21 protein-coding genes are annotated in these 26,914 nt (G+C 35.3%); 14 read left to right on the top strand and 7 right to left on the bottom strand.

Annotated features, from left to right (window positions below; translation table 11 throughout):
- Positions 1-88 precede the first annotated feature (88 nt).
- The 4 genes from ACNRYB_RS18810 (at position 89) to ACNRYB_RS18795 (ending at position 2,500) form a co-directional block, all read left to right on the top strand.
- Complete coding sequence (locus ACNRYB_RS18810; RefSeq protein ID WP_129748143.1) at positions 89-607, top strand: hypothetical protein; 519 nt, start codon at positions 89-91, stop codon at positions 605-607.
- Positions 608-613: 6 nt separating this feature from the next.
- Entirely contained in the window at positions 614-1,276 is a 663-nt protein-coding gene (locus tag ACNRYB_RS18805) for an Imm19 family immunity protein (protein ID WP_473728320.1), read from the top strand.
- A gap of 126 nt (positions 1,277-1,402) precedes the next feature.
- Entirely contained in the window at positions 1,403-1,879 is a 477-nt protein-coding gene (locus ACNRYB_RS18800; RefSeq protein WP_129748141.1) for a TlpA family protein disulfide reductase, read from the top strand.
- Between the two features lie 6 nt (positions 1,880-1,885).
- Positions 1,886-2,500, top strand: a complete 615-nt coding sequence (locus tag ACNRYB_RS18795; RefSeq protein ID WP_202004775.1) for a thioredoxin family protein — start codon at positions 1,886-1,888, stop codon at positions 2,498-2,500.
- Positions 2,501-2,638: 138 nt separating this feature from the next.
- Here ACNRYB_RS18795 and ACNRYB_RS18790 read toward each other — a convergent pair whose 3' ends face one another.
- The 4 genes from ACNRYB_RS18790 to ACNRYB_RS18775 form a co-directional block, all read right to left on the bottom strand.
- Entirely contained in the window at positions 2,639-3,868 is a 1,230-nt protein-coding gene (locus tag ACNRYB_RS18790; RefSeq protein WP_473728319.1) for a PQQ-dependent sugar dehydrogenase, read from the bottom strand.
- Positions 3,869-4,218: 350 nt separating this feature from the next.
- A complete protein-coding gene (locus ACNRYB_RS18785; protein ID WP_129748138.1) occupies positions 4,219-4,512 on the bottom strand; it encodes a DUF3861 domain-containing protein in 294 nt (97 codons plus the stop codon).
- A gap of 18 nt (positions 4,513-4,530) precedes the next feature.
- Positions 4,531-5,262, bottom strand: coding sequence for a LytR/AlgR family response regulator transcription factor (locus ACNRYB_RS18780; protein WP_129748137.1), 732 nt, complete (start codon positions 5,260-5,262; stop codon positions 4,531-4,533).
- Positions 5,259-6,305 (bottom strand): sensor histidine kinase, encoded by a 1,047-nt coding sequence (locus ACNRYB_RS18775; protein WP_473728318.1) that lies wholly within the window; start codon positions 6,303-6,305, stop codon positions 5,259-5,261. The genes ACNRYB_RS18780 and ACNRYB_RS18775 overlap by 4 nt, the downstream gene beginning before the upstream one ends.
- 265 nt (positions 6,306-6,570) lie before the next feature.
- On the opposite strand from ACNRYB_RS18775, the gene ACNRYB_RS18770 reads away from it, so the two are divergent.
- The 4 genes from ACNRYB_RS18770 (at position 6,571) to ACNRYB_RS18755 (ending at position 13,202) form a co-directional block, all read left to right on the top strand.
- On the top strand, positions 6,571-7,725 hold the full coding sequence (locus ACNRYB_RS18770) for an efflux RND transporter periplasmic adaptor subunit (RefSeq protein WP_129748135.1): 1,155 nt from the start codon (positions 6,571-6,573) through the stop codon (positions 7,723-7,725).
- A 5-nt stretch (positions 7,726-7,730) separates the two neighbouring features.
- Complete coding sequence (locus tag ACNRYB_RS18765; protein WP_473728317.1) at positions 7,731-10,898, top strand: efflux RND transporter permease subunit; 3,168 nt, start codon at positions 7,731-7,733, stop codon at positions 10,896-10,898.
- 18 nt (positions 10,899-10,916) lie between these two features.
- Positions 10,917-12,323 carry an efflux transporter outer membrane subunit gene (locus ACNRYB_RS18760; protein ID WP_343706789.1) on the top strand — a complete coding sequence of 469 codons (1,407 nt, stop codon included), beginning with the start codon at positions 10,917-10,919 and terminating at the stop codon, positions 12,321-12,323.
- 405 nt (positions 12,324-12,728) lie between these two features.
- On the top strand, positions 12,729-13,202 hold the full coding sequence (locus tag ACNRYB_RS18755) for a hypothetical protein (protein ID WP_473728316.1): 474 nt from the start codon (positions 12,729-12,731) through the stop codon (positions 13,200-13,202).
- Between the two features lie 63 nt (positions 13,203-13,265).
- Here the strand turns inward: ACNRYB_RS18755 and fucP are convergent, their stop codons facing one another.
- Positions 13,266-14,570, bottom strand: coding sequence for an L-fucose:H+ symporter permease (gene fucP, locus ACNRYB_RS18750; RefSeq protein ID WP_473728315.1), 1,305 nt, complete (start codon positions 14,568-14,570; stop codon positions 13,266-13,268).
- 303 nt (positions 14,571-14,873) lie between these two features.
- Complete coding sequence (locus ACNRYB_RS18745; protein WP_129748130.1) at positions 14,874-15,947, bottom strand: Gfo/Idh/MocA family protein; 1,074 nt, start codon at positions 15,945-15,947, stop codon at positions 14,874-14,876.
- 453 nt (positions 15,948-16,400) lie between these two features.
- Between ACNRYB_RS18745 and ACNRYB_RS18740 the strand changes: the two genes are divergently transcribed.
- The 3 genes from ACNRYB_RS18740 to ACNRYB_RS18730 all read left to right on the top strand — a co-directional run bounded on the left by ACNRYB_RS18740 (position 16,401) and on the right by ACNRYB_RS18730 (position 19,120).
- The gene (locus ACNRYB_RS18740; RefSeq protein ID WP_473728314.1) at positions 16,401-17,414 is read left to right on the top strand and encodes a zinc-binding alcohol dehydrogenase family protein; all 1,014 of its coding nucleotides are present in this window, start codon (positions 16,401-16,403) and stop codon (positions 17,412-17,414) included.
- Positions 17,415-17,485: 71 nt separating this feature from the next.
- A complete protein-coding gene (locus ACNRYB_RS18735; RefSeq protein ID WP_473728313.1) occupies positions 17,486-18,283 on the top strand; it encodes an SDR family oxidoreductase in 798 nt (265 codons plus the stop codon).
- Between the two features lie 6 nt (positions 18,284-18,289).
- Complete coding sequence (locus ACNRYB_RS18730) at positions 18,290-19,120, top strand: amidohydrolase family protein (RefSeq protein WP_473728312.1); 831 nt, start codon at positions 18,290-18,292, stop codon at positions 19,118-19,120.
- Positions 19,121-19,476: 356 nt separating this feature from the next.
- Here the strand turns inward: ACNRYB_RS18730 and ACNRYB_RS18725 are convergent, their stop codons facing one another.
- Positions 19,477-21,153, bottom strand: a complete 1,677-nt coding sequence (locus tag ACNRYB_RS18725) for a glycoside hydrolase family 28 protein (RefSeq protein WP_473728311.1) — start codon at positions 21,151-21,153, stop codon at positions 19,477-19,479.
- 430 nt (positions 21,154-21,583) lie between these two features.
- Between ACNRYB_RS18725 and ACNRYB_RS18720 the strand changes: the two genes are divergently transcribed.
- The 3 genes from ACNRYB_RS18720 to ACNRYB_RS18710 all read left to right on the top strand — a co-directional run bounded on the left by ACNRYB_RS18720 (position 21,584) and on the right by ACNRYB_RS18710 (position 26,888).
- Complete coding sequence (locus tag ACNRYB_RS18720; protein WP_473728310.1) at positions 21,584-24,100, top strand: right-handed parallel beta-helix repeat-containing protein; 2,517 nt, start codon at positions 21,584-21,586, stop codon at positions 24,098-24,100.
- Positions 24,101-24,246: 146 nt separating this feature from the next.
- Positions 24,247-25,311 carry a Gfo/Idh/MocA family protein gene (locus ACNRYB_RS18715; protein ID WP_129748124.1) on the top strand — a complete coding sequence of 355 codons (1,065 nt, stop codon included), beginning with the start codon at positions 24,247-24,249 and terminating at the stop codon, positions 25,309-25,311.
- Positions 25,308-26,888, top strand: a complete 1,581-nt coding sequence (locus ACNRYB_RS18710; RefSeq protein WP_473728309.1) for a sodium:solute symporter — start codon at positions 25,308-25,310, stop codon at positions 26,886-26,888. The genes ACNRYB_RS18715 and ACNRYB_RS18710 overlap by 4 nt, the downstream gene beginning before the upstream one ends.
- Positions 26,889-26,914: the final 26 nt, after the last annotated feature.

The raw sequence follows: 26,914 nt of genomic DNA, 5'->3' as shown, positions 1-26,914 counted from the left end.
ATTGAAGAATTCAGCAATAATATCTTTTTACTTGAAGTATTATTTCTGATATTTAATAGATTATGATTGAATGAACAAAGGAATATTTATGAAATTACGAAAAGAAATAGAACCTCAATTTGATGTTGCAAAAAAACATTATCCAGAAATTTTAAAACTGATTCTGGATTATACTGACTTTTGTGATGAAAATGGAGATGAAGAAAACCTGGAGTACAAAATACTCGAAGATAAATTACATCGAATATCAGGAAAAGAAATGTCTCAATTTAATCTTTGTGAATGGTGGGAAGAAGAAGGAGCAGAAGTTTTAGCATTTAATATTTCACTTCCAAATCCTGAAAAAACTGAAAATATTTCAAAAGATGAATTATACGAAGTAATAAGAAGACTAAAATCTTTTGAGGAACCAAAAGATCTTTCAGATTTTGCTGTTTCTTTTTATATTAACGTCGTCTCTGGAAACGGCTATTTTATGAAATGGTTACAGATGAATTTTAGCTCATTCAAGTTAAATTTATTTCAAAGAAATAAAGATAAAAAAGGTAAATATTTTGAATATTCAATTGACGAAGTTGTAGAAATTCTTTGGAATAATGGCAAATAAATTGTTATGAATAAACAAATACAAATTGAAGAGCTCAGTAATAACACTTTTTTCTGGAAGTATTATTTCTGCTGGTCACGCGGTTATGATGAAAAAGAAGAACTCAATATCGATGAGGTTCTAGAAGTTGTAAAAATTAATGAAACTGAAGCTTATGAGTGGGAATGGAAGTTTTTCAATCAGAATGATATAGCAGAAAACCCAAGATATGTTGCTGAGAAAATTAATGATGATTTAAACTATGCCGTTGAATTTGCCGAATATGAAATCAATTTTTTTCTAAATGATATTTACATTGGCAATCTGGGAGGACATTTTGAAGCTTGGTTTTTTACTTTGGATGAATTATTGTCTTTTGAAAAATATCCAAATTTGTTTCTTCTTTTTCTTCCAATGGCAGGAATACAAGAAATTGAAAAAGCTATTTTAAAACCCATAATTGTAAAACATTTAAATGCAATTCCAAAGTTTGAAGTACATTCAGAATATATTTCAGATTGTATTTTAAATGGATTAGTGATGCAATCTCCATTTATAGAAGTAAATGACATTGGATTGACAAATACAGAAAATCACAGCGTAAGAAACATAACAGATTACCCACGTTACAAAGAAGATGTATCAGTATTGAATAAAATTTTAGTTTCTTTTATAAATGAGCAACGATAGTAAACTTTGTTCCTTCAACTCTGAACCTTTGTTCCTTAAAACACTCATTAAACTTTCATTAACAAAAAGTAAGATTTCATTATTTTATATTTGTAAGACACAAATTAATCCTAAAGCATTCTTCTCATGAAAATTAAGCCTTTTTTCTATATATTTTTATTCGGTATTATTTCGGTTTCGGCGTATAGTCAGAATGTGAAACTGATTAATATCAATCAGCTTAATGAGAGAATCAAAAACGGAAAAGACAGCACTTATGTCGTGAATTTTTGGGCAACATGGTGTGCGCCATGCATAAAAGAATTACCGCATTTTGAGAAATTGGGAGCAGAACACAAATCAGAAAAACTGGCTGTTTTATTGGTAAGTTTAGATTTTAAATCGAAACTAGAATCAAATGTAATTCCGTTTGTGAAAAGGAAGAATTTAAAGAATGAAGTCTTTTTGTTAAATGAAAGCAGTCCACAAGAATTTATTGATAGAATTGATCCAAGCTGGTCGGGAAGTATTCCAGCAACGCTTTTCATCAAAGGAGATAAAAGAAAATTTGTCGAAAGCGAATTTACCTATGAACAATTATTAACTGAATATAAAAAACTGTAAACCATTATGAAGAAAATAATCTTATTACTAGCATTAGCATTTTCTGCTTTTCTATCTCACGCACAAAATGCAGTTACACTTAAAGCGGGCGATGCGGCTCCAGATTTCAAACTGAAAAATGTAGACAACAAAGAAGTTTCTTTCGGAACTTTTAAAGATGCAAAAGGATATATTGTAGTTTTTACGTGCAATACATGTCCGTACGCAATTGGATACGAACAGCGAATTATCGATTTGGATAAAAAATTCAAATCTCAAGGATATCCTGTAATTGCAATCAATCCAAATGATCCAGAAGCTTCTAACGCAGATACTTTTGCAAAAATGCAAGATTTGGCAAAAGATAAAAAATACTCTTTCCCATATTTATTTGATCCAGGACAAAAAATTACAGATGAGTACGGAGCAAAACGTACGCCTCATATTTTTATCGTTTCTAAAACTGCAAAAGGAAATGTTGTAGAATATGTTGGAGCAATCGATAATGATCCAGAAGGAAATAATCCTCAGAAGATAAAATATGCTGAAGATGTAATCGCATCATTAAAAAGCGGTCAAAAACCTGCAATTACACAGACAAAAGAAATTGGCTGTACAGTAAAAAGAAAAGCAAAAGCTTAAGTTTTTTGTTTCAAGTTCCAAGTTAAACGCAACGGAATGAAACCTGAAACTTGAAACCTGAAATAAAAAAAACAAAATCTTAAAAACACGAAACGCCCCATATTTGGGGCGTTTTTTGGCATGTATAGATGAACAAGTTTACTTTTTATCTATTTTATAAAGTCTTCCTTGATCGGTAACGGCGTATAATGCTTCATCTTTTCCTTGTGTAATATCTCTAAATCTTTGTCCTTCGCCAGCCAATAATCTTTCTTCTCCAACCACTTTATTGTCTTTAAAAGCTAAGCGTACAATATGCATACCGCTTAAAGCGCCTATGAATAAATTATTTTCCCATTCTGGAATTCGTTTTCCAGCGTAAAATGTCATTCCGCTTGGCGAAACTACAGGATCCCAGTAATAAACAGGCTGTTCCATTCCGGTTTGCTGCGTAATACCTTCTCCAATTTTCGTACCACTATATTCAATTCCATAAGTAATTGTTGGCCAGCCGTAATTTGCTCCAGCTTTAATTCGGTTAATTTCGTCACCGCCTCTTGGACCGTGTTCGCTTTGCCATAATTCGCCTGTTGTCGGATGCATAGCCAATCCCTGCGGGTTTCTGTGGCCAATAGTATAAAGTTCTGGCAAAGCTCCCGTTTGTGTAAAAGTTGGATTTCCAGGCGCTGCTTGTCCGCTCGTTGTAATATGAACAATTTTACCCAAACTGCTCGTTACAGATTGTGCTAACGGACGTGTTTCTATTACCGATCTTTCACCGATGCTTACAAATAAATTTCCGTTTTTGTCAAATAAAACTCGGCCTCCGTAATGCAGTGTGCTTGCGTTTGGCGTGTTCGAACGATAAATAACCGTTGCATTTTCAATCGCTTTTTCGTCGTCTGAAATTCTGCCTTTCGTTACAGCGGTAATATTTCCGCCAGCAACAACTTCAGAGAACACCCAGTAAATCATTCGGTTTGTGGTAAATGCAGGATCAAGACAAATTCCAAGCAATCCGCCTTGGCTATCTGGATTAACGGCCGGAACACCAGTTAGTGCATTGCTGATAACACCTGCTTGAGTTACAATTTTAATTTTTCCAGCTTTTTCAGTTACAAGCAGACGTCCGTCAGGAAGATAAGCAACTCCCCAAGGAGCACTTAACCCGTTGGTGATAACTTTAGATTGAATTTCGGTGGTAGTTTGAATGCTTCCTGCGCGTGTTTGTCCTGCAAATGCAGGCTGATAGGTTGTGTTGGCCGTTCCTGTTTCTACAGGTGGCCCTGTTGGTCCTGGATCTGTGCCTCCGTCAGTATTATCGTTATTAGAGCAACCGCCTAAAACAAGAATTCCAACAAGGAGAAAAATACTTTTTTGAATTATCATAATGCTTTCATTTTAATGGTTAAAATTAAATTTTTGCATTATCGAACATTTCGAAAGAGAAGATTTAAGATAGAGGTTTGTTAATTATGAAATGGTCAGTTTCGAACAAACTCTTATTTTCAATTAAGAATGCCTAAATGCTTATGCCATTTTATGTGAAGCAGCAGAATTTCAAAAAAGAGAAATCAAACTTCTTTTTGGAAAAAGCATTTAGTGGGACATGCCTAATTGGAACGGGAAATTGTTATAAAATATTGCCAGTAAGTATTGGATTGTCTTCTTCTTAGCAGAAATTTAACATTCAATATTTTAAAACAAATAAGGCTGAAGCCTTATTTTTAAAGGAGGTTTTAAAGACTCTTTAATTTTTTCATGAAGACGGGAAAAACTTCATTTAATTCGTCAAAAAGAGGGTTTTTGCGATTTTTAATTTTGATTTCACTGAATAATTTTAATCCTAAAGCAAATTGAGTCGCTTCTGAATCATTTGCAAAAATGTTCTTTTGTTTGATTTTTTCTATGATACCGAAAATCTCATCGTGATTGTCAAATTCAATTCCTAGTTCTTTTGCAGGTTCGGTTTCACCATTTGCATATTCCTTAAGACTTAAAGTAAGGTAATATTTGTTTGATCTTTTTTCCATGATTTTGTATTCTAAAATTTATTTAAGCCATTTGTCGACCAATATTTTAAAGGCTTCTTTATATTGCTCTCCAACTGTGATTTCTATTTTGTCAATAAAAATGGAGCTTTTGCTGATGGCGCTTATTTTATCTAATGAAATAATGAAAGAGCGATGCACACGCATAAATTTTGATGAAGGCAATTTTTCTTCTAAGGCCTTCAGCGAAATTAGAGACATCAAGGCTTTTTGAGAATCTTCTAGATGCACTTTTACATAATCTTTAAGACTTTCAATGTATGTGATGTCTTTCAATGAAATTCGCACCCATTGATATTCAACTTTCAAAAAGATAAACTCATCATCTGCGGCGATAGTAGTAAAATTATTATTGGCTTCTTCCGACAGTTGTAAAACTTTGCTTGAAGCGCGTAAAAACTCTTCGTAGCTGAAAGGCTTTAGAAGGTAATCTACGGCATTTACTTTATAACCTTCGATTGCATAATGATTATAGGCAGTTGTAAATATAATTTTGGGTAGTGGTCCCGCCTGATCCTGTATTAATCTTGCCAGTTCCATTCCGCTTAAATTGGGCATATTGATATCTAAGAAAACTAAATCGGGTTTTGTTTCTCTGATAAGCCCCATGGCATCAACAGCGTTGTCGCAAGTAGAAATTAATTCTAAAAACGGAGTCTGCTGTATAAAGGTCTCTACCAATTTTAAAGCCAATGGTTCATCATCTACTGCTATACATTTTAATACTGTCATTGCTCTAAATTTATTTTCAACTTAATTTTATATGTTCCGTGATCGGTAACTCCAAAAGAAATATAGTGATGATTCGGATAAATCAACTGCAATCTTCTTTTGGTGTTGGTCAAACCAATTCCGCCTACATCAGAAACTGCTGTTTTTTCAAAATAAGTGTTTTCTACTTCAAATTCCAGATTGCTTCCATTTTGTGTAAGCTTGATGTAAATCTCACTTTTATCAGTGGCATGAACGCCGTGTTTAAAAGCATTTTCTACTAAAGGTAGTAATAACATTGGAACAATAGGATAATCGTGTATTTTTTCAGGAATATAGGTTGTGATCGTCAGTTTGCTGTTGGCACGAAGTTTCATTAACGCAATGAAATCTCTCATAAATTCAGCTTCTTTCAGTAATGTTGTTTTTTCTTCTGTGCTGTAAAGCAAATAACGCATCATACGGCTTAAGGTGTGGAGCGCGTTTCGAGAATCCTCAATATCAGTGTAAGTAAGAGAATAGATGCTATTAAGCGAATTAAAGAAAAAATGCGGATTGATTTGTGCTTTCAGCATGGCTAACTCAGCCACTGTTTTATCTTGTTCTAATTTCTGTTTATGCTGTGCTGCTTTCTGCCAATGCTGTAACATTGCCCAACTGGTGCTTATTCCAAGAACCAATAATGTCAAAGTAAAAACGTAATTGTCAAAATAGGGATTTTTGTATTTTTTAAAACCAATTGCCTTCATAATCTGATTATGAAGATCGGTTTGCGAGGTGTAGAAATATGCAATTAGCTGCATGGCAATGACAGCTGCAAATGCCCAAAGTAAGAAAGGGGAAGTATTGTCTTTTATGATGGTTTTTGGAACTATAATTTTTGCTGTAGAATAAAACAGAACCATTAGTAAAAATAGTACGATGCTCTGCCAAAGCCAGAATGCTTGCGGAAGCACAACATTCCAAGTCAGTGGAATATAAAACAGCATCAGATATCCTAATAAAGACCAGCCAAGAATGTGCAGCCCGGTAAATAAATAGGGTCTAAAAATATTCGGTGTCATTAATTTGTTGGTTTATTTGGACAATATTACATTTTATTTGAATACAATTTTTCAGCAATCGCCAAACCCCGAATCAGAGTCTCTAAAAAGCATTTTAGAGCCGATAAGACAAAAATTAAACACTTGTTTAATATTTAAAAAAAATCCATCGGTTCTCATCTTGCCTTTATCGATTGTTATTTGCTCTTCGTCTATTTGAAAAATTTCGTGTGTTATATTTTATTTCTTTTGTTGGCATATAATCGATAATTACACATTTTTTACAATGAATAAGCCATCATTTTTAAGCATCCTTGCAGCATCACTTATTATCGCTTCTTGCGGTAAAAATGATAAATCGGCTCAGGCCGGAGGTGCACCGCAGATTAAAGAATATAAGACCGTGATTTTACAGCCAGAATCAGCTACATTAAACAGCGATTTTCCTGCTAGTATTCAAGGACAGCAAAACATAGAAATCCGCCCAAGGGTAGAAGGCTACATAGACAAAATTTTTGTTGATGAAGGAGCTGTAGTAAAAGCTGGACAGCCATTATTTAAAATCAGTGCTCCAGAATATGAACAGCAAGTTCGTACAGCTGCCGCAAGCATTAAAAGCGCTCAGGCAGATGTAAGCTCTGCTAAATTGGCTGTTAACAAAGTAAGACCGTTGGTCGAAAAAGGAATTATCAGTAAATATGATTTAGAATCTGCTCAATATACATATGAATCTGCTGTAGCATCTTTAGCTCAGGCCAATGCAGCTTTAGTAAATGCTAAAGTTAATTTAGGATATACTACCGTTACCAGTCCAGTAAATGGAGTTGTAGGTTCAATTCCGTTTCGTTTAGGTAGTTTGGTAAGTTCTAATACTGCAGAACCTTTAACAACAGTTTCAAGTATTGGAAATGTGTACGCTTATTTTGCAATGAATGAGAAAACTTTACTGAATTTCACAAAGGATGCAGGCGCTTCATTAAACCAAAAACTGAAAAGCATGCCAGCAGTTTCTTTATTGCTTTCAGATGGTTCAACTTATGACCAAAAAGGAAATATTGAAACCGTAAACGGATTAATCAATACAGAAACAGGAACTGTAAACGTTAGAGCGCGTTTTCCAAATCCAAAAGGAATTATCAGAAGCGGAAGCAGCACAACGGTTAGAATTCCAAAAGAAGTAAAAGACGGCATTATTATTCCGCAAAGCGCAACGTTTGAACTTCAGGATAAAATGTTCGCAGTAGTTTTAGGAAAAGATGGTAAAACAAAAAATGCCAATATCACTGTACTTGAAAATACAGCTGGAAATTATTACGTGGTAACAAGCGGTTTGCAAGCAGGTGACCAAATCGTATTAGAAGGGGTAGCTTCTCTAAAAGAAGGAACTGAAATTAAAGCCCAAAAACAAAGTCCGGAAACAGTTTACGCCGATTTAAAATAAAAGAAATGTTTAAAAGATTTATACAAAGACCCGTACTCTCAACGGTAATATCTGTTATTATCGTCATTTTAGGTGTTTTAGGCCTAATTGAGTTACCGATTTCTCAATATCCGGATATTGCACCGCCAACCGTAAACGTTGCGGCAAGTTATACTGGAGCTAATGCCGATGTGGTACTGAAAAGTATCGTGATTCCGCTGGAAGAGCAGATTAATGGTGTAGAAAACATGACTTACATGACTTCTACAGCAACAAATGATGGTAACGCATCGATCAAAGTTTTCTTTAAAGTTGGAACAAATCCTGATTTAGCAGCGGTGAATGTTCAGAACAGGGTTTCTAGAGCAACAAGTTTATTGCCAGTAGAGGTAACTCAGGCTGGGGTTACGGTAACCAAAAGCCAGAGTAGTAACTTATTGATTTTCTCTTTATACAGTGATGATAAAGCATACGATCAGACGTTTCTTCAAAACTATGCAAAAATTAACCTTGTACCGCAAATCCAGCGTGTAGTTGGAGTAGGAGATGTAACGGTTTTTGGTGCAAAAGATTACTCTATGAGAATCTGGCTGAAACCAGATATAATGCAGCAGTATAAACTGATTCCGAGTGATATTTCGGCAGCTTTGGCAGAGCAGAACATCGAGGCAGCGCCAGGTAAATTTGGTGAAAACGGAAATCAGGCTTTTCAATATGTAATTAAATACAAAGGACGTTTAACAAGCGCTCAGGAATTTGAGAATATTGTTATAAAATCGGTTGGAAACGGACAAATGCTAAGGCTTAAAGATGTAGCCAAAGTAGAATTGGGATCTTTAAGTTATTCTTCAACTATCAAAACAAACGGTGTAGAATCGGCAGCGATGGCAATTAGCCAGACTCCTGGATCTAATGCGCGTGATGTAATCATCAATTCTAAAAAGCTGATTGAAGAAGCCGCGAAAAGTTTTCCAAAAGGAATGAAGTACACTATTATGGTGGACGTTAACGAAAACTTGGATGCGTCTATAGAAAAAGTAATTCATACTTTGGTTGAAGCCTTTATATTGGTTTTCATTGTAGTATTCATTTTCCTTCAAGATTTTAGATCGACTTTAATTCCAGCGATTGCAGTTCCGGTTGCGATTGTGGGAACATTTTTCTTCCTAAATTTATTCGGATTCACGATTAACTTATTGACTCTTTTCGCGATGGTACTAGCCATTGGTATTGTGGTCGATGATGCGATTGTCGTCGTCGAGGCCGTACACGCTAAACTGGATCACGGATATAAATCGGCTAAAAAAGCGACTATTCACGCAATGGACGAAATTTCGGGAGCGATTATTTCGATTACATTGGTAATGGCTGCGGTATTTATTCCCGTAACCTTTATTACAGGATCTACAGGAGTTTTCTACAAACAGTTTGGTATTACTTTAGCCGTGGCGATTATTCTTTCGGCAATAAACGCCTTGACTTTAAGTCCTGCGTTATGTGCACTTTTATTGAAGCCACATGCTGACGATCATAAACATAAAAGTTATTTACAGCGTTTTTATACTTCATTTAACGTTGCATTTGATAATGTTACGGCAAGATACAAACGTTCGGTAAGTTTTCTTTCTGCAAAAAAATGGATTGCATTAGTTTCGATTTTAATTGCGGGTGTAGCTTTAGTTTATATGATGAAAACTACACCATCAGCTTTCGTTCCTTCTGAAGATCAGGGAACTGTATTTGCTAATATTAGCTTACCGCCATCTGCTTCTATGGAACGTTCTGATATCATGGCTAAAAGAGTAGATAGTATTGCGAAGACTATTCCAGGAGTAAAAAATACACTTCGTATCGTAGGTCAGAACTTTACCGCTGGAGCAGGAAGTGCTTATAGTATGGTTATCGTGAAATTGTATCCTTGGGATCAGCGTGATCTTAGTGTTGATGATGTAATCGGACAGCTTTTTGCCAAAACAAGCGGTATTCGTGAAGCAAATATTTTCTTCATTTCGCCTCCAACCATTCAAGGTTTTGGACAAAGTGGGGGATTCGAATTCCAGTTGCAGGATAAAGGTGGCCATACAACGGCTGAATTCTATAAAGTTAATAACGAATTCTTGGCAAAACTATCTGAACGTCCAGAAATTCAATATGCGACAACTCCTTTTAATCCAGGTTTCCCTCAGTATATGATGGATATTAATTTAGCAAAAGCAAAAGATGCTGGAGTTTCAATAAATACTATTTTGTCAACCATGCAAGGGTATTATGGTGGATTGTATGCTTCGAATTTCAATAAATTCGGAAAACAATATCGTGTAATGGTTCAAGCAGCACCAGAATTTAGAGCAAATACAGAAGGATTGAATAAAATATTTGTTCGTAATAGTGCAGGAAACATGGCGCCAATAACAGAGTTCGTAAAAATGACGAGAGTTTTTGGTCCAGAATCTATCTCTCGATTTAATTTATTTACCTCAATTGCAATTACGGGAGCGCCAAAACCAGGTTATAGTTCTGGAGATGCCATTAAGGCAATTCAAGAAGTAGCAGCAGAAAATCTTCCTGCGGGTTATGGTTATGAATTCTCTGGTTTGACACGTGAGGAATTGGCATCGGGCGGTGAAACGATTTTTATTTTCATTTTATGTTTAGTATTCGTTTACTTCTTGTTAAGTGCACAATATGAGAGTTACATTTTGCCATTTGCCGTATTATTCTCAATTCCGTTTGGATTAGCTGGAGCTTATTTGTTCTCAATTATTTTCAAACTAAACAGTAATATTTACCTGCAGATTTCTTTAATCATGCTTATCGGACTTCTGGCGAAGAACGGTATTTTGATTGTCGAATTTGCTTTGGATAGAAGAAGAAAAGGGCTTCCAATAGTGCAAGCCGCAATCGAAGGAGCAGTCGCACGTTTACGACCTATTTTGATGACCTCTTTTGCCTTTATTTTAGGATTAGTTCCATTAATGTTTGCTTCTGGAGCAGGAGCTGTGGGTAATAGATCTATTGGTACTGGTGCCGTTGGAGGTATGTTGATCGGAACTATTTTAGGAGTATTTGTTATTCCAGTTCTGTTTATCATTTTCCAAAACTTGCAAGAAAGAATAAGCGGTCCTGCAAAAGATGGTTATGATGATGATGACGATGAAGACGAAATTCATTTAATAGAAGCTCACAAAGAGTAAAATTTAATTACAAAAAAAATGACGAATAGTTCAAATAAATATATTCTATTGGTAATGACAGCCGCACTTATTAGTGCGTGCTCTGTTACCAAGAAATACGAACGTCCCACGACATTAAAAACAGATCAGTTGTATCGAGATCAGTCTTCAACCGATTCTACTACAATTGCTGACATGCCTTGGAATACTGTTTTTAAAGATGAAAAGCTGAATGCTCTAATTCAAAAAGGATTAGATCAGAATTTGAATCTAAAAAATGCTATTGAAAATATTGTTCAAGCCAGAGCTTCTCTGCGTCAGAGCAAATTGGCTTATTATCCAAGTTTGCAATTAGATGCTAATGTAACCCATAACAAACAATCTCAGGCAGGGTTGAACTTTCCAGCAGGAATCAACATCAATACTTTGACAACGACTTATAAATTAGGCGTAAGCACTTCATGGGAAATTGATGTTTGGGGAAAATTAAGCAGTTCCAAAAGAGCTGCTTTAGCGACATATTTAGCTTCTGATGCAGCAAAACAGGCTGTTCAGACACAATTGATTGCTGATATTGCCAATAATTATTTCTTGCTTTTAGCATACGATAAGCAATTAGAAATTACAGAACAGACTTTAAAAACACGTATTGAAAATGTAGAAACGATTAAAGCTTTAAAAGAAGGTGCAATCGTAACAGGAGCAGCTGTTGTTCAGAGTGAGGCTAATCAGCATGCGGCTGAAGTTTTAATTCCAGATTTGAAGCAAAACATTCGTGAAACCGAAAACGCAATAAATATTTTGCTAGGACAAGCTCCTGGACCAATTGATAGAGGTGTTTTAGGAACACAAATTATACCTGAAAAAATTGCAATAGGAATGCCTGCTCAATTATTAAACAATCGTCCAGATGTTCGTCAAGCGGAATTCAATTTCAGAGTGGCTTTTGAGTCGACAAATTTGGCAAAAACGTATTTCTATCCAAGTTTGACACTTACGGCAAGCACAGGATTTTCAAATTTAGAGTTAAACGATTTCTTCAGCCATTCGATATTTTATTCAATTATTGGAGGATTAACACAGCCTTTATTCAATAATGGCCTTAATAAAATGAGATTGACAACAGCTCAGTCGCAACAATTGCAAGCCTACAATAATTTCCAACAAAGTCTTTTAGTGGCAGGTCAGGAAGTTTCAAATGCGTTGTATTCGTATGAAATGGCTGTTGAGAAAGAAGATTCGAGAGCAAAACAGATTGCAGCTTTAGAAAAAGCAGTAGATTTTACTCAAGAACTGTTAGAATATAGTTCGGCAACCAATTATACAGATGTATTAACATCACAGCAAAATCTTTTGGCCGCACAGTTAAGTGGAGTAGCCGATAATCTGCAAAAATTGCAAGCTGTTATTAATCTGTACAGAGCTTTAGGCGGTGGGTGGAGATAGGTTTTATTTCTTAAAATGAAACGTTTGCCGCTGCAATTAGGTCTTTGGTCTAAAATATGTTTCAAATTGTTGCAATGTTTTTACTTTTGAATCATTCAAATGAAGATATTGAGAGTTAGTAGCCGTTCCACATAGATCATACTAGTTCAGTATAATCCCTACAAAACATGACAATAAAACGCCTCAGAAATGAGGCGTTTTTCTTTTCATCAATATTTCTACCTTTTTTTCAGCTATTAATCTTTTTATATCGACCAGCAGAATAAGAAAGAGATAAAATACATCGACTAAAAACCGCTATTCGTCGATTTGTTTACTAAATTTATATACTGGATGCTTAAATATTAAATTCTGGCATCAATTTCGATTAATACCTACTAAAATTAACATTTAAATTCTAAAGACATGAAAAAGTTAGTATTTGCCTCTGTGCTTTTTATGAGTGTATTTTTTACTCAAGCGCAAGTTTCAGTAAATGTAAATATTGGTACCCCTCCAAATTGGGGACCACAAGGATATGATAATAGCAGATATTATTATTTGCCTGACATTGACGTATATTATGATATAAATCAAAGCGTATTTATTTACGACAACAGCGGAAAATGGATGCGTGAAAGAAGACTTCCTTCAAGATATAGAAATTATGATTTATACTCAGGTTATAAAGTGGTTTTGACCGATTATAGAGGAGATGCACCTTATAAGTACCATAAAAAACACAGAGCGGAATATCCGAAAGGTTACCACGGAAAACCTCAAAAAAATAGAGGTGAAAAACCGAAAGATAACAACGGAAACCACTACGGAAATGATAAAGGAAACAAAGGAAATAAGTCAGACAAGAACCACGATCACGGTAATGGCAAACACCATTAATAAACATGACTAAAAGAAAACGCCTCCAATTGGAGGCGTTTTTGATTTTATAGTGTTTGAGTTTTATTCAGAAACCGCTTTCACTTTATGCCCAAAAGCTCCAAAAGAAAGAATGATCAAAAAGCAAACTAAAGGAATAATATATCCTGACTGAATATCATCATGATTCATATCGATTAAAGTTCCCATTCCGTACGGAATAATAGCACCGCCAACAATTGACATTACTAGCCAAGAAGAACCTGTTTCTGTATTCGATTTTAAGCCTTTAATTCCTAAAGAGAAAATCGTTGGGAACATAATTGACATAAAGAACCCGATTCCTCCAAGAGCATAAATTACTGCAATTCCAGAACCGTAAATTGCCACTAGACAAAGCAATGTGCTCATTATGCAATAGATAGAAAGCAAAACATAATCTTTTACAAATTTTAAAAAGAATGTTCCAATAAAACGTCCTGCCATAAAAAGGAAGCCGTAAACTCCTAAATAATATCCAGCTGTTTTTTCATCTAAGCCAGCTCCTTGCTGTGCAATTCTAATAAAGAAACTAGTAATGCAAACTTGAGCTCCAACATAGAAAAACTGAGCGACAACGCCCCAGCTTAAATGTCTGAATTTTAAAACTGAGAAAAATCCAGGCTTGATTTCAGCTTCTGTATGAGTAGCTTTCATTGAAGGCAATTGCACAAAATAGAAGATAACAGCAACTAGAACTAAGATGCTTCCCAATACAATATATGGCATTTTTACAGAAGCCGCCTCACCTAAAAGATAAGCTGCTTTTTCGGCTTCAGGCATTGCAGCCATTTGTTCTGGCGTATGATTGGTTCCTGAAAGAATAAATAACGAACCCACAATAGGAGCAACCATTGCGGCCAATCCGTTAAAAGACGCCGCTAAATTCAATCTTTTGGAAGAAGATTCTGCTGGTCCTAAGATCGCTGCGTACGGATTTGCACTTGTTTCTAAAATGGTTAAACCGCAGCCAATTACAAAAAGAGCAAATAAAAACAATTCATAAGTTCTGGTATTCGCAGCAGGAACGAACAGAAAGGCTCCAACAGCAAAAACTAATAGTCCAGTTATGATACTATTTTTATATCCAAACCTTTTGATAAGCATTCCCGCAGGAATCGCCATAATAAAATAAGCAAAAAATACAGAAGTATCAATTAAAGTAGATTGACGGTTATTTAATTCGCACGCTTTCTTTAAGTGAGGAATTAATACAGAATCAAGATTATGGGCCATTCCCCAAAGAAAAAATAGGCAGGTAACTAAAATAAATGGAAGCAGATATTGTTTTTGATTTCCGCCTTCGGTTGGCACTTCATGTTGATCGCCGGCTTGGTTTGTAATTTGCATTGTTTAGATAGTTTTTAGTTTATTTTTTAAAGGTGGTAAGGTTCTGAGATACTGAGATTCTAAGTTTTTTTTACAACAAAGACACTAAGTCGCAAATTTTTTAAATAACTCGATATCTTAGCAGCAGCAAGTCATCGCGTATTTAAACGTCGTTTGTCGTCGATTGGATAATCTTCGAAAAAAGTTGGGTTGAAATACATAATTTTATTTTTTTATTGGTGATGCTCTTTTAAACAAAAGCTAAAACACTTTTTTTGAAGAGACTTAAATTTTGTTTTTTAGTTTTGAAATATAGTGTTTTAATTACACTTCATCAAAAGAAATTCCGCCGTTTTTACTGCTCACGTAACAGGCTTCCACAATCTTCATTGTTCCTAAAACATCTTGAACGCTTGCAGACAAGTTTTGGTCAGAACCTTCTTTGTAACGCATCAGATTAGACATTGCTCCGATGAAAGCTTCAGGAAACCATGAACCTTCGAGTTTTACTTCTGTCCATTCGTATTCATTTTCATTATCTTTTTTTGGAAGCGCATACTCAAAAACGTCCGGAAGACCGTCAGGATAATTCATCAATAATCCCATTTTTGCTTTAATAGCGCCCTTTGTTCCTTCCCATTTAATATAGCTTTCTTCATGCTTTGGACCAAAATGATGATCGTGATTTGTATTGATTACCACATGGATATTTTCGCCATAATCCAAAATAATCGTAGATCGGCTTGATGATATTTTTTTAAGAGGATGCTTGAATGTTTTCGCCATTACGCTTTTCGGATTTCCCAGAAAAGATCGAATACAGTCAATATAATGAACACTATGGAAAAGAATTTCCAACCTCGGATGTTCTTTAATTAGAGGAAACAGTTCCCAAGGCGTATTTACAGTTACTTTGAATTCTAAATCGTATAATTCGCCAATAATTCCCTGATCGATTAAATATCTTGCGGCGCTTACAAAAGAAGCAAAACGCAACTGGAAATTAATTGCGGCAACTAAATTTTTTCTTTCACAGACTTCTACTATTTCGCGTGCTTGGGCTAAATCATTTCCCATTGGTTTCTGAATTAAAACTGCAGCTCCGTCAGGTAATTGCTCCAGAATTTCAATGTATTGATCGGGCAAAACTGTAATGTCATAAACAGCATTCGATGGCGCATTTTTTACAGCATCTGCAATAGTTTCAAAAACATGATCTATTTTGAATTCTTTCTGCAAATCATAAGCTTTTGAAATTGTTCTGTTGGTAATGCCAAAAACTTTAAAACCAGCCATTTCATAAGCAGGAAGATGCGCATCTTTTACAATACCGCTTGCTCCAATAATTACAATAGGCTGTTCTGTTTGGGGAAGTAGAGGTTTATAGGGAATATTCATTTCTTATATATTTTGAATTTGAGCCTGCCACGTTTAATTTTTGATGGAGCTGTTTCATATGTTCTTAACTAATTCTGAAAATGTAATCGATTGAAATAATAAATGTAAAAAACACAATTACAAAAGTAGAAATAAGATTTAAATAGGCAAGAAATCGTTTCTTTTTAAGAAATCTTTTTTAAATAAATTGATGATTCTTGATGTAATTTTTACAAACCATTTAAAAAATGTTATAAAAATTTAAAGTTTAACTATTTTATTAAGTGGAAAAACAAAATTTATCTCGATATTAATTTTTAAAAAGTATTTTTGTAATTGTAATTTTTACATTTATTAGTTTTGCTTTGTTGTTTTTTGAAGTATCGCAGTGAAACATTAATTGATTAACTTATTTTAAGAACAAGCAGACAAAAAGCTGTAGCATATCAAAAATAAAATTTAAGAAAGTATAAAATGAAATATATTGTTTGCGAAAAACCGCAGGAATTTCTACTAAAAGAAACCAGTATTCCAGAACCAAAAGAGGGTGAAGTTTTATTGAAAATTAAAAGAATAGGTATCTGCGGAACTGATATTCATGCTTTTGGCGGAACTCAGCCTTATTTTGAGTATCCAAGAATTTTAGGTCACGAATTGGCTGCAGAATATGTAAAAGGAAATGCTGCAGGTTTTAAACCTGGAGATAAAGTAACTTTTATTCCGTATTTCAACTGCGGTAAATGCGTAGCGTGCCGAAACGGATTGACGAATTGTTGTGTAAATATTAAAGTTTTCGGAGTTCATATTGATGGCGGGATGGCTGAATATGTTTCGATCCCTGAACAGTATTTATTGCACGGTCAAGGTTTAGATTATGATGAATTGGCTTTGGTTGAACCATTAGCAATTGCTGCACACGGCGTTAGAAGAGCAGCTGTAAAACCAACGGACACCGTTTTGGTAATGGGAGCAGGACCAATTGGAATTGGTTTGATTCAGTTTGCAAAAATCGCGGGCGCAAAAGTAATCGTAATGGATATTAACGATTATAGATTGAATTTCTGTAAAGAACAGTTACAAGCAGACGAAACGATTAACCCGTTGAACGATGATGTTGCTCAAAAATTAGCTGAATTAACCAACGGAGATATGGCAAATGTGGTAATTGATGCGACTGGAAATCAGAAAGTAATGAACAGCGCTTTTAATTATATTTCGCATGGCGGAAGATTTGTTTTGGTCGGACTTCAAAAAGGCGAATTAAGTTTCAGCCATCCTGATTTCCACAAAAGAGAATCGACTTTAATGAGCAGCAGAAATGCTACGATCGAAGATTTTGAATATGTGATGAAATGCCTGAAAGAAGGAAAAATCGATCCTAAAAAATATATCACGCACAGAACTAATTTTGATGGAATGATTGCTGATTTTGGGAATTTGATTGATCCTAAAAATAATGTGATTAAGGCATTGATTGAAATAGAATAACTTTACGAATTACGAATAAACCCGACAGGTTTTTAAAACCTGTCGGGTTTAACTTTAAATACCTAGAAAAAATGGATTTAAACTTAAAAAATAAAATAGTTGTTGTTTCTGGTTCGGCTGGAAAAGAAGGCAGTATCGGAGAAACAATCGTTAATAGATTGGCTGATGAAGGTGCAATCCCAGTTTTAGTTGATAGAAATGCAAGGGGTTTTGAATATGTGGAAAGACTTCAAAAAAGAGGCGTTAATTCCTTGTTTGTGCAAACAGACGTAACAGATCCTGTGGCAATGGAAAATGCTGTAAAAGTAATCGGAGCTAAATACGGAAGAATCGATGCCATAATCAATAACGTTGGCGTAAATGATGGTGCAGGATTAGACGCTTCTTATGAGGAATTTATGGATTCTCTGAAATTGAATGTTGTTAGTTACTTTTTATTAGCTAAATATTCGCTTCCATACTTAAAAGAATCAAAAGGGAATATTTTAAATATCGGTTCAAAAGTGGCTTTAACTGGACAGGGCGGAACTTCTGGTTACGCTGCTGCGAAAGGTGGAGTTTTGGGATTAACCAGAGAATGGGCTGTCGATTTGATTCAGTATGGAATTCGTTCGAATGCGATCATTATCGCCGAAAGTTATACGCCTGCCTACGAAGACTGGATTAAAACATTGCCAGATGGCGAAACGGTTTTAAAGAAAATCAACAAAAGCATTCCGTTTGAAGGAAGAATGACTAAAACAGTAGAAATTGCAGATACAGCTATTTTTATCATTTCTGAAAAATCATCGCATACTACAGGACAATTTGTTTTTGTGGATGGAGGTTACGTACATTTAGATCGCGCCTTAATCAGCCATGTTAATTAAAAAGTTATGAGTAAAAGAATAGATTCACATCAGCATTTTTGGGTGTTTGATCCCGTTCGAGACAGCTGGATCGATGAAACGATGCAGAATATTCAAAGAGATTTTCTTCCTGAAGACTTAGAACCATTATTAAAAGAAAATCAGTTTGAAGGTTGTGTTGCTGTTCAGGCAAGTCAATCAGAAGAAGAAACTCAGTTTTTATTGGATTTAGCTTCTAAAAATGATTTTATAAAAGGAGTTGTAGGCTGGATCGATTTGCGAAATGAGAATATTGGAGAACGTTTGCAATTCTTTTCAGATCAAAAAAAGCTGAAAGGTTTTAGACACGTTGTTCAAGGTGAAGCGGATGATTTTATGGATGGAGCAGAATTCAGAAGAGGAATTACCGCTTTAGAACCATTTAATTATACTTATGATATATTGATTTTTGAGCGTCAATTACCAGCGGCTATTAGTTTGGTTAAAGATTTTCCAAACCAAAAATTTGTAATCGATCATATTGCAAAACCAGATATTAAATCAGGAAGTATTGAAAGCTGGAAAAAAGGAATTGAAGAAATTGCGAAATACAACAATGTCTGGTGTAAAATCTCAGGAATGGTCACAGAAGCCGATTGGAAAAACTGGAAACCAGAAGAATTGAAACCCTATTTAGATATAATTTTTGAAAACTTTTCAATTGATAAATTGATGTATGGATCTGATTGGCCAGTTCTAAATGTTGCTTCAGATTATAATGAAGTAGTCAAAACTTTAGAAGATTATATTTCGAAGTTTTCTGTTGAAGATCAGAATAAGATTTGGTTTGAGAATGCAAATGAGTTTTATGAGTTATAAGTTTTAAGTTATAAGTTATGAGTTAGCTCATAGATTATAAGAGCCTGAAAGGCTCACATCATGAACACGGGGCAACGCCCAGTGACAGCAAATAGCAAGAAGTAAAAAAAGCCCTGAAAGGGCGTAAGCAATTACGTGACAATTAATGCTTACGCCCTTTCAGGGCTTTATGATGCAGGTCTATATCACTTCATAGGGTATTGCCCTATGGTGATGCTTTGAGGCCTTTGGCCTCTTATTAAAATGGTTAAATATAGCTCGTGGTTGAAACCCCGGGGACACAATGAGAGAAATGCAATACGTGACAAAATTACATTCCCGTGGTTGAAACCACGGGCTATACTTGAAAATTGGTTCTAGAATTTAACCGCTTTCTTAGGCACATTTTTATCAATAGTCGTAGTCTTCGAAAAATTGGCAGAAGAACCACTCAAATCAATATTCTTGCTTGCTTCGCCATTAATCGTAATAGCACTTGAAGAGGCAGGATTAAACTCGATATTTTTCAGCGAAAGGTTTTTGGTATTATAAATTTCGAAAGCGTTTTTAGCTTCGATATCCAATTGTGCGTTACTGATTTTAATTCCGTTAGCGTCAATTATAGAAAAGCCTTTTTGTGATTTCGCAATTAGGTTTGAAATTTCAATATTCTCTAAATTCATTTCAGGAAGACCTTGTAAAAATACCGCTTGCTGAGCACCTTTAATCGTAATATTTTTGATAACGATATTTTTAAACTGAGGTGTTTCTTCGTTTACTGGAACCAGTTTTGTAGTTACTGTATTACCGCCTTCAGCCAAAGTTTCAGCGATTGATTTTCCTCCATAATACAAATCAAAAGAAATCGCTTGTGATGGAATATCAGTCATAAAAACATCAGAGATGAAGATGTTTTCTACAACACCGCCACGTCCGCGTGTGCTTTTGAAACGAAGTCCAACATCAGTTCCCATAAAAGTGCAGTTTGAAACATGAAGGTTTTTTACTCCTCCCGACATTTCACTTCCAACGGTAACACCGCCATGTCCATGATAAACGATATTATTTTTTACAATGATATTTTCGCATGGAACGCCTCTGTCGCGTCCGTCTTTATCTTTACCCGATTTAATACAGATGGCATCGTCACCTACATCAAAACTTGAATTTTCAATTACTACATTTTTACAAGATTCCACATCGAGACCATCACCATTTTGAGAAAACCATGGATTACGAACGGTTATGTTTCGAACAATTAAATCTTCAATCAATAAAGGATGAATATTCCAAGCTGGAGAATTTTGGAAAACAGGTCCGTCAAACATTACTCGTTTACTATTTTGAATGCTGACCAAAACAGGACGTAGAAAATCATGAATCGCTTCAAAATCTTCTTTCGTTTTCAAGTCAAGACGAATGTTCTGATCTGCTCCTTTAGCACCTTTTAAATATTGTTCAGAAGGATACCAGCTGTCCTTTTTTTCGTTTAAAACACCGCCAGAAGCGACAATTTTTTTCCATTGCTCGTCTGTCAGTTTGCTTTTTTTGACTTGTCGCCATGCTTCACCAGAACCGTCCCATACGCCATTTCCAGTAAAAGCGATATTCTCTAAGTTTTTTCCGTAAATAGGAGAAATACAACGCCAAGTGTTTAAACCTTCAAAGCTGGTTTCTATAATAGGATATAAAGATTTATCAGTAGAAAATTTAATCAACGCACCTGTTTCAGCATGCAATTCGATATTGCTTTTTAGAATGATTGGACCAGTCAGCCAAATTCCTGGCGGAATAATTAGTTTTCCACCGCCTTTTTTAGACAATGCATCTATGGCATCAGCAAAAGCTTTTGTATTCAAAACATAACCACCGTTTACCGCTCCAAAGTCTTTTAAATTCACGCTGTATTGCGGAATTACAGGTTCTTGAACTTCAGCCATTTTAAACTCAATATTTTTATAAGTATCAGCAGATTTTTGTGCAGAAACTGTATTGAAACTCAAAGCAAAAGAGGCGAGAGCTATACATAAAATGTTAATTCGGTTAGTTTTCATTCTTATTTGTATTATAGTTAAAAGTCTTTCAGGGAAATCAATTTACTATTAAATCCTTTTTTATTCTGTGAATTTTTATTCAATAAATAAAATTACAGTTTTTTAATTTGAAATATTTAATGTAATCGATTACACAAATCTATTAAAAAAATAATATGAAATGACAGTTTTAGTGAGTTTATAACAGATTTTTTATGAATTTAACTTTTTTAATTGGGAAATTAGAAGATAATTAAAAGCCGAATTTTCGAAATGAATGTCTTGAAGCCAATATTACAGGAGGGTACAGGATGCACGTAATTTTATATTCTTTTAAATTGTCCCTGTTATTTGGTAAAAGTGTTAAAAATACAATTATTTGTAAAAATTATAGCGCTTTAAATAAATGCCTCGTAATTTTAGCTGAAGAAAAAAATCAATACTATAAATAATGCGTTTAATTCCTTTCAACAAATTACTGATTGTTTTTTTAATGGTATTCACACTTTCAGCAAGTGGAGCTGAAATCTGGGTTTCGCCATCAGGAAAAGATTCGAATATCGGAACAAAATCAAATCCGCTGGCAACGGTTCACATGGCAATACGAAAAGCCAGAGAACTTCGTCGTTTAAAAGATCCATCAATAAAAGACGGGATTCGTATTATAGTAATGAACGGAACGTATTATTTAAACGAGCCTTTATTTGTGCGCCCTGAAGATTCTGGAACTGTGGACAGCCCAACAACAATCGAGTCCGATGCAAAGGCAAAACCAATTATAAGCGGTGGAATCGAAATTAAAAATTGGAAAAAATCGACAGTTGTCATTAACGGATTAAAAAAAGGTTCAGTTTGGGTAGCAGATGCTCCTAAAAAAGCAGGAATTTTAATTGATTTCAGACAATTGTGGGTCAACGATAAAAAGGCAGTTAGAGCTAAAAATACGACTGGAAATTTGATGGAAAGAATCTTATCGTGGAATCACGAAGAACAAACTTGTTGGATTCCGTTTAAAGATAAATCGGTTAAGTTTGAACCGGGAATGGAAATGTTTATTGTGCAATGGTGGTCGAATGCGAATCTTAGAATTAAAAATATTGAAGTTCAAAAAGACAGCGCCAGACTTTCGTTTGAAGAACCTGAAAGCCGAATCCAAAGCGAGCATCCTTGGCCAGCTCCGTGGATTTCTAAAAACAACGGAAATTCAGCTTATTTCTTAAACAATGCTTTTTCACTTTTAAATGAACCGGGCGAATGGTATTTAGATAAAAAAAATGCGAAAATCTATTATATTCCAAGAGCGGGAGAAGATATTAATACAGCAAAAGTTACCGCTCCGTTTTTAGAAAATCTTCTTGAAGTAAAAGGAACCATTGATTCGCCTGTTCATCATTTTCAATTTAAAGGAATTTCGTTTCAGTACAGCAACTGGCTTCGTCCTTCACAGCAAGGTCATGTGCCGTTGCAGTCAGGATTATATTTATTAGACGCTTATAAATTGAAACAGCCGGGAACGCCGAATCAGGCGAGTTTAGAGAATCAAGCTTGGGTTGGAAGACCTCGCGCTGCGGTTGAAGTAAATTATGCTAATAATATTCAGTTTGAATCTTGTCGTTTTGAGCATTTGGCTTCGACTGGTTTAGATTTAAATAAAGGAACAAATCACAATACCGTAAAAGGAAATTTATTTAAAGATATCGGCGGAAGTGCCATCAACGTTGGAATTTTCTCTGAAGAAGCTTTTGAAGCGCATTTGCCTTTAATCATAAAAGATGAAAGAGAAATGTGTTCGGATGAAGTAATCGCTGATAATTTAATTACAAACGTAACCAATGAGGATTGGGGAACTTTGGGAATAAGCGCTGGTTTTGTTCGAAATATTACGATTGAACACAACGAAATTTCGGATGTATCATACTCCGGAATGGCAATGGGCTGGGGTTGGACGCATACGCCTAATGTGATGCAGAACAATAAAATTCTAGGAAATAAGATTCATCATTATGCGAAACATTTACATGATGTTGCTGGAATTTATACGCTTTCGGCTCAGCCAAACAGCCGAATTGAAGAGAATTATATCGACAAAGTTTACAACAGTCCGTATGCGCACGATCCGTTTTTATGGCTGTATTTATACACGGATGAAGGAAGCGAAGGTTTTACGATTAAAAACAACTGGATTGCTGAAAAGAAAATCCTTAAAAATCATAACGGACCAAAAGGAAATATTTGGGAACATAATGATCCTTATGTAAGTTCAAAAATTAAAGATGCAGCCGGAATTAGAGCACCTTACAAAGATTTAGAAAAAGAGGTCGTAATCGATGAAAAATGGGGATTGCAGGAAATGCCAAAACCGTATGCAATCGAATTAATAGGTTCTGATTTTGATATTGAAAAAATCAAATCGACTTTAACTGGATTTAGAATTGTAGGTCAGGAATTGTACCAATGGAAAAATCATTTGGTGATTTATGGAAAAATGAATCAGCCGGAAAGAACGAAGCGAAAATTGGCGGGCGCTTTTCCATCATTACAAATTAAAATCTATGAAGATCTGGTTTACGATTTCCAAAACTTCGAAAGATGTAAAGATTCAAAACCAGCATCGGATTGGGAAAATGTAGTTTTAACAGCGAATCTTCCTGCTGATGAAAAGTTGCAAAAAGAATACGTGGAGTATCATAAAACGCAATTCGAGAAATGGCCAGAAGTTGCCAAAGGTTTCTGTAATGCCGATTTCCAGCAATTGCAAGTTTTCAAAAAAGACAGACAATTAATCTTGGTAATCAGTATTCCGAAAGGAGAAAATCTGGACAAACTAAATCCGAAAACAACACAAAATAATCCTCGTGTAGATGATTGGAACGCTTTAATGAAAAAATACCAATCTGGAATTGAAGGCGCAAAACCAGACGAAACTTGGATTTTCTTAGATAAGGTGAATGTGGAAGAGAAAAAATAGAAGAAAGAGACAAGAAGAAAGATTTTCTGGAGAATCAAGAAGAAAGAAAATCTGCCCAATCTGCTGAATCTGCGTCAAAAAATAAAACTAACCTCAGAGAAGATTTCGGAAATAATCTAAACTCAAAAATCTAAAATAATATACCCATGTTAAAAATAGCCATTCTAGGACTTGGAGAAGGACGAAGCACAATGTCGGCTGCAATAGAAAGTTCAAAACTAGAACTCGTTAAAATATGCGACCGAAACGAAGAATTGTGCAAACAGCGCGCAAAAGAATTCGATTTTCATTCGTACACCACCAATTACGACGATTTGTTAAACGATGCATCAATTGATATTATCGCGATTTACACGCCAGATCATCTACATGCGCAACACGTAAAACAAGCTTTATTGAGCGGAAAACATGTCGTTTGTACAAAACCTTTTATCGATGATCTTTCGGATGCAAAAGAATTGCTAGAATTAAGCAAATCAACTGGAAAAAAAGTTTTTATTGGTCAAAGTTCTCGTTTTTTCGAACCAGCCAAAAGACAAAAAGCAGATTACGAAGCAGGTTTAATAGGAGATTTAATTACGATTGAAGCACAATATCACGCCGATCACAGATGGTTTTTAAAGAAAGAATGGTCATTATTACAATCATTTAAATGGCTGTATGGAGGTTTGAGTCATCCTGTAGATTTTATTAGATGGTATTTGCCGAATATTCAGGAAGTAATGGGTTACGGAATGATCAGCAGTAACGGACAAAATGCAGGTTTAAAGAATGAAGATACGATGCACTTTATCTTTAAAGCAACTGACGGAAGAATTGCACGTGTAAGCGGTGTGTATACGTCTCCGACTCAGCCAGCACAACGCGACAGCGGAATGAGTACAATTCTGCGTGCTACGGAAGGAGCAAGTCAGGCCGATTATCATGAATTGCGTTATGCTATTACAGACAAAACTGGAGAAGAAAAAGTAATTACTTGGGGCGACAGTACGATAAAATATTATTTCCGTTTTGAAGGACAAAGTCATCATGGCGGAGAATATCAGAATTATTTAGAATATTTTGTAGACAGTATCGAACAAGGTTTTGAAGCGTATCCAAACATGGAAGAAGGAATTGGAACCGTAGCTTTATTACAAGCAATGGATAAATCGCTGCAAACTGGAATGCCGGTTAAAATTGCCGATATTCTTAATGAATACGGACTATGAACAGCATCTACGATAAATTAACCACGCTCGATTTTGTTATTGTTGCGGGTTATCTGGTGGCTTTATTAGTCATTGGATATGTGGTGAGTATGAAGCAGAGAAAGAAAAACGAAACGCTTTTTCTTGCCGGAAACTCCTTAAATTGGTACAGCATCGGGTTTAATATGTGGGGAACAAATGTTGGACCTTCGTCATTATTGGCTTTTGCAAGTATTGGTTATGCAACGGGAATTGTAGCTGGAAATTTCGAATGGTACGCTTTTGTGTTTTTACTGCTTTTGGCGATGGTTTTTGCACCAAGATATATTGCGAGTAAAGTAAGCACGATGCCCGAATATATGGGAAAACGTTACGGTGACAGTACACAGAACATCTTAGCTTGGTATGCTTTGGTAAAAATATTAGTAAGCTGGCTGTCTTTAGGATTATTCAGCGGAGGTGTTTTAGTGCGTCAGATTTTAGGAATTCCGATGTGGCAAAGTGTTACGGTTTTAGTGATTTTCTCTGGAATTTTCACTTTTGCAGGAGGATTAAAAGCTATTGCTAAAGTAAATGTTTTCCAAATGATTCTGCTGATTGTGGTTTCATTAACCCTTTCGTATTTAGGATTGCAGAAAGTGGGTGGCATCGAAGCTTTAGCAGCAAAAACGCCATCAAACTTTTGGAATTTAGTTCGCCCTTCTGATGATGCGAGTTATCCGTGGCCGGCTATTTTGTTGGGATATCCCGTTGCTGCAGTGGCGTTCTTTTGTACCGATCAATCAATGGTGCAGAGTGTTTTAGGAGCAAAAAACCTAGAGCAGGGACAACTTGGCGTGAACTTTATCGGATGGTTAAAAGTGATGGCGCTTCCGTTGTTTATTTTACCTGGGATTTTGTGTTATGCATTATACCCAGAATTAGGAAGCAATTCAGATTTGGCTTATATGACCATGGTTACAAATCTTTTTCCAAGCGGAATGAACGGTTTGGTAATCTGTGTGATGATTGCGGTTTTGGTAGGAACAATTGGTTCTTCATTAAATGCTTTGAGTACCGTTTTTACAAATGATATTTATGTAAAGAAAATCAATCCGACGGCGACGATTCAGGATCAGATTAAAATTGGTCGTTTAACGATTGCTGCTGGATGTGTTTTTGCGATTCTGATTGCAGTTGCGATTGATAATATCAAAGGACAGAATTTATTCAACATCTTTCAAGCGGTTTTAGGTTTCCTGGCACCTTCGTTATCTGTTGTTTTCCTTTTGAGTGTTTTCTGGAAACGCACAACCAAAAAAGCCGTAAATGCAACGCTTTCTTGGGGTTCTGCCTTTAGTTTGTTTGTTGGGGTTTTATACTTGTGGATTTTTCCTGCGGATAAATATCCAGTTTGGCCTCACTTTTTGTTGATTTCCTTTTACATTTTTGCTGTGCTTTTAATTACAGCAGTAATCATTTCTTTAACCGATAAAAATCCTGAAGTGAATGTTTCAGATGAAACGGATATTCCTAAAACTAGTAAAAAGGTTAAGCTTTTGTTTGGTTTGTTAGGGTTAACAATTTTCATTTTATATTTGGTTTTTAATGGGAATTAATAAACTCAAAGAACCTCAAATATAGC

Source organism: Flavobacterium sp. CR10 (genome assembly GCF_055814415.1).
The sequence above is the reverse complement of the archived record's forward strand: the minus strand, read 5'-3'. Positions and strand labels throughout refer to the sequence as shown.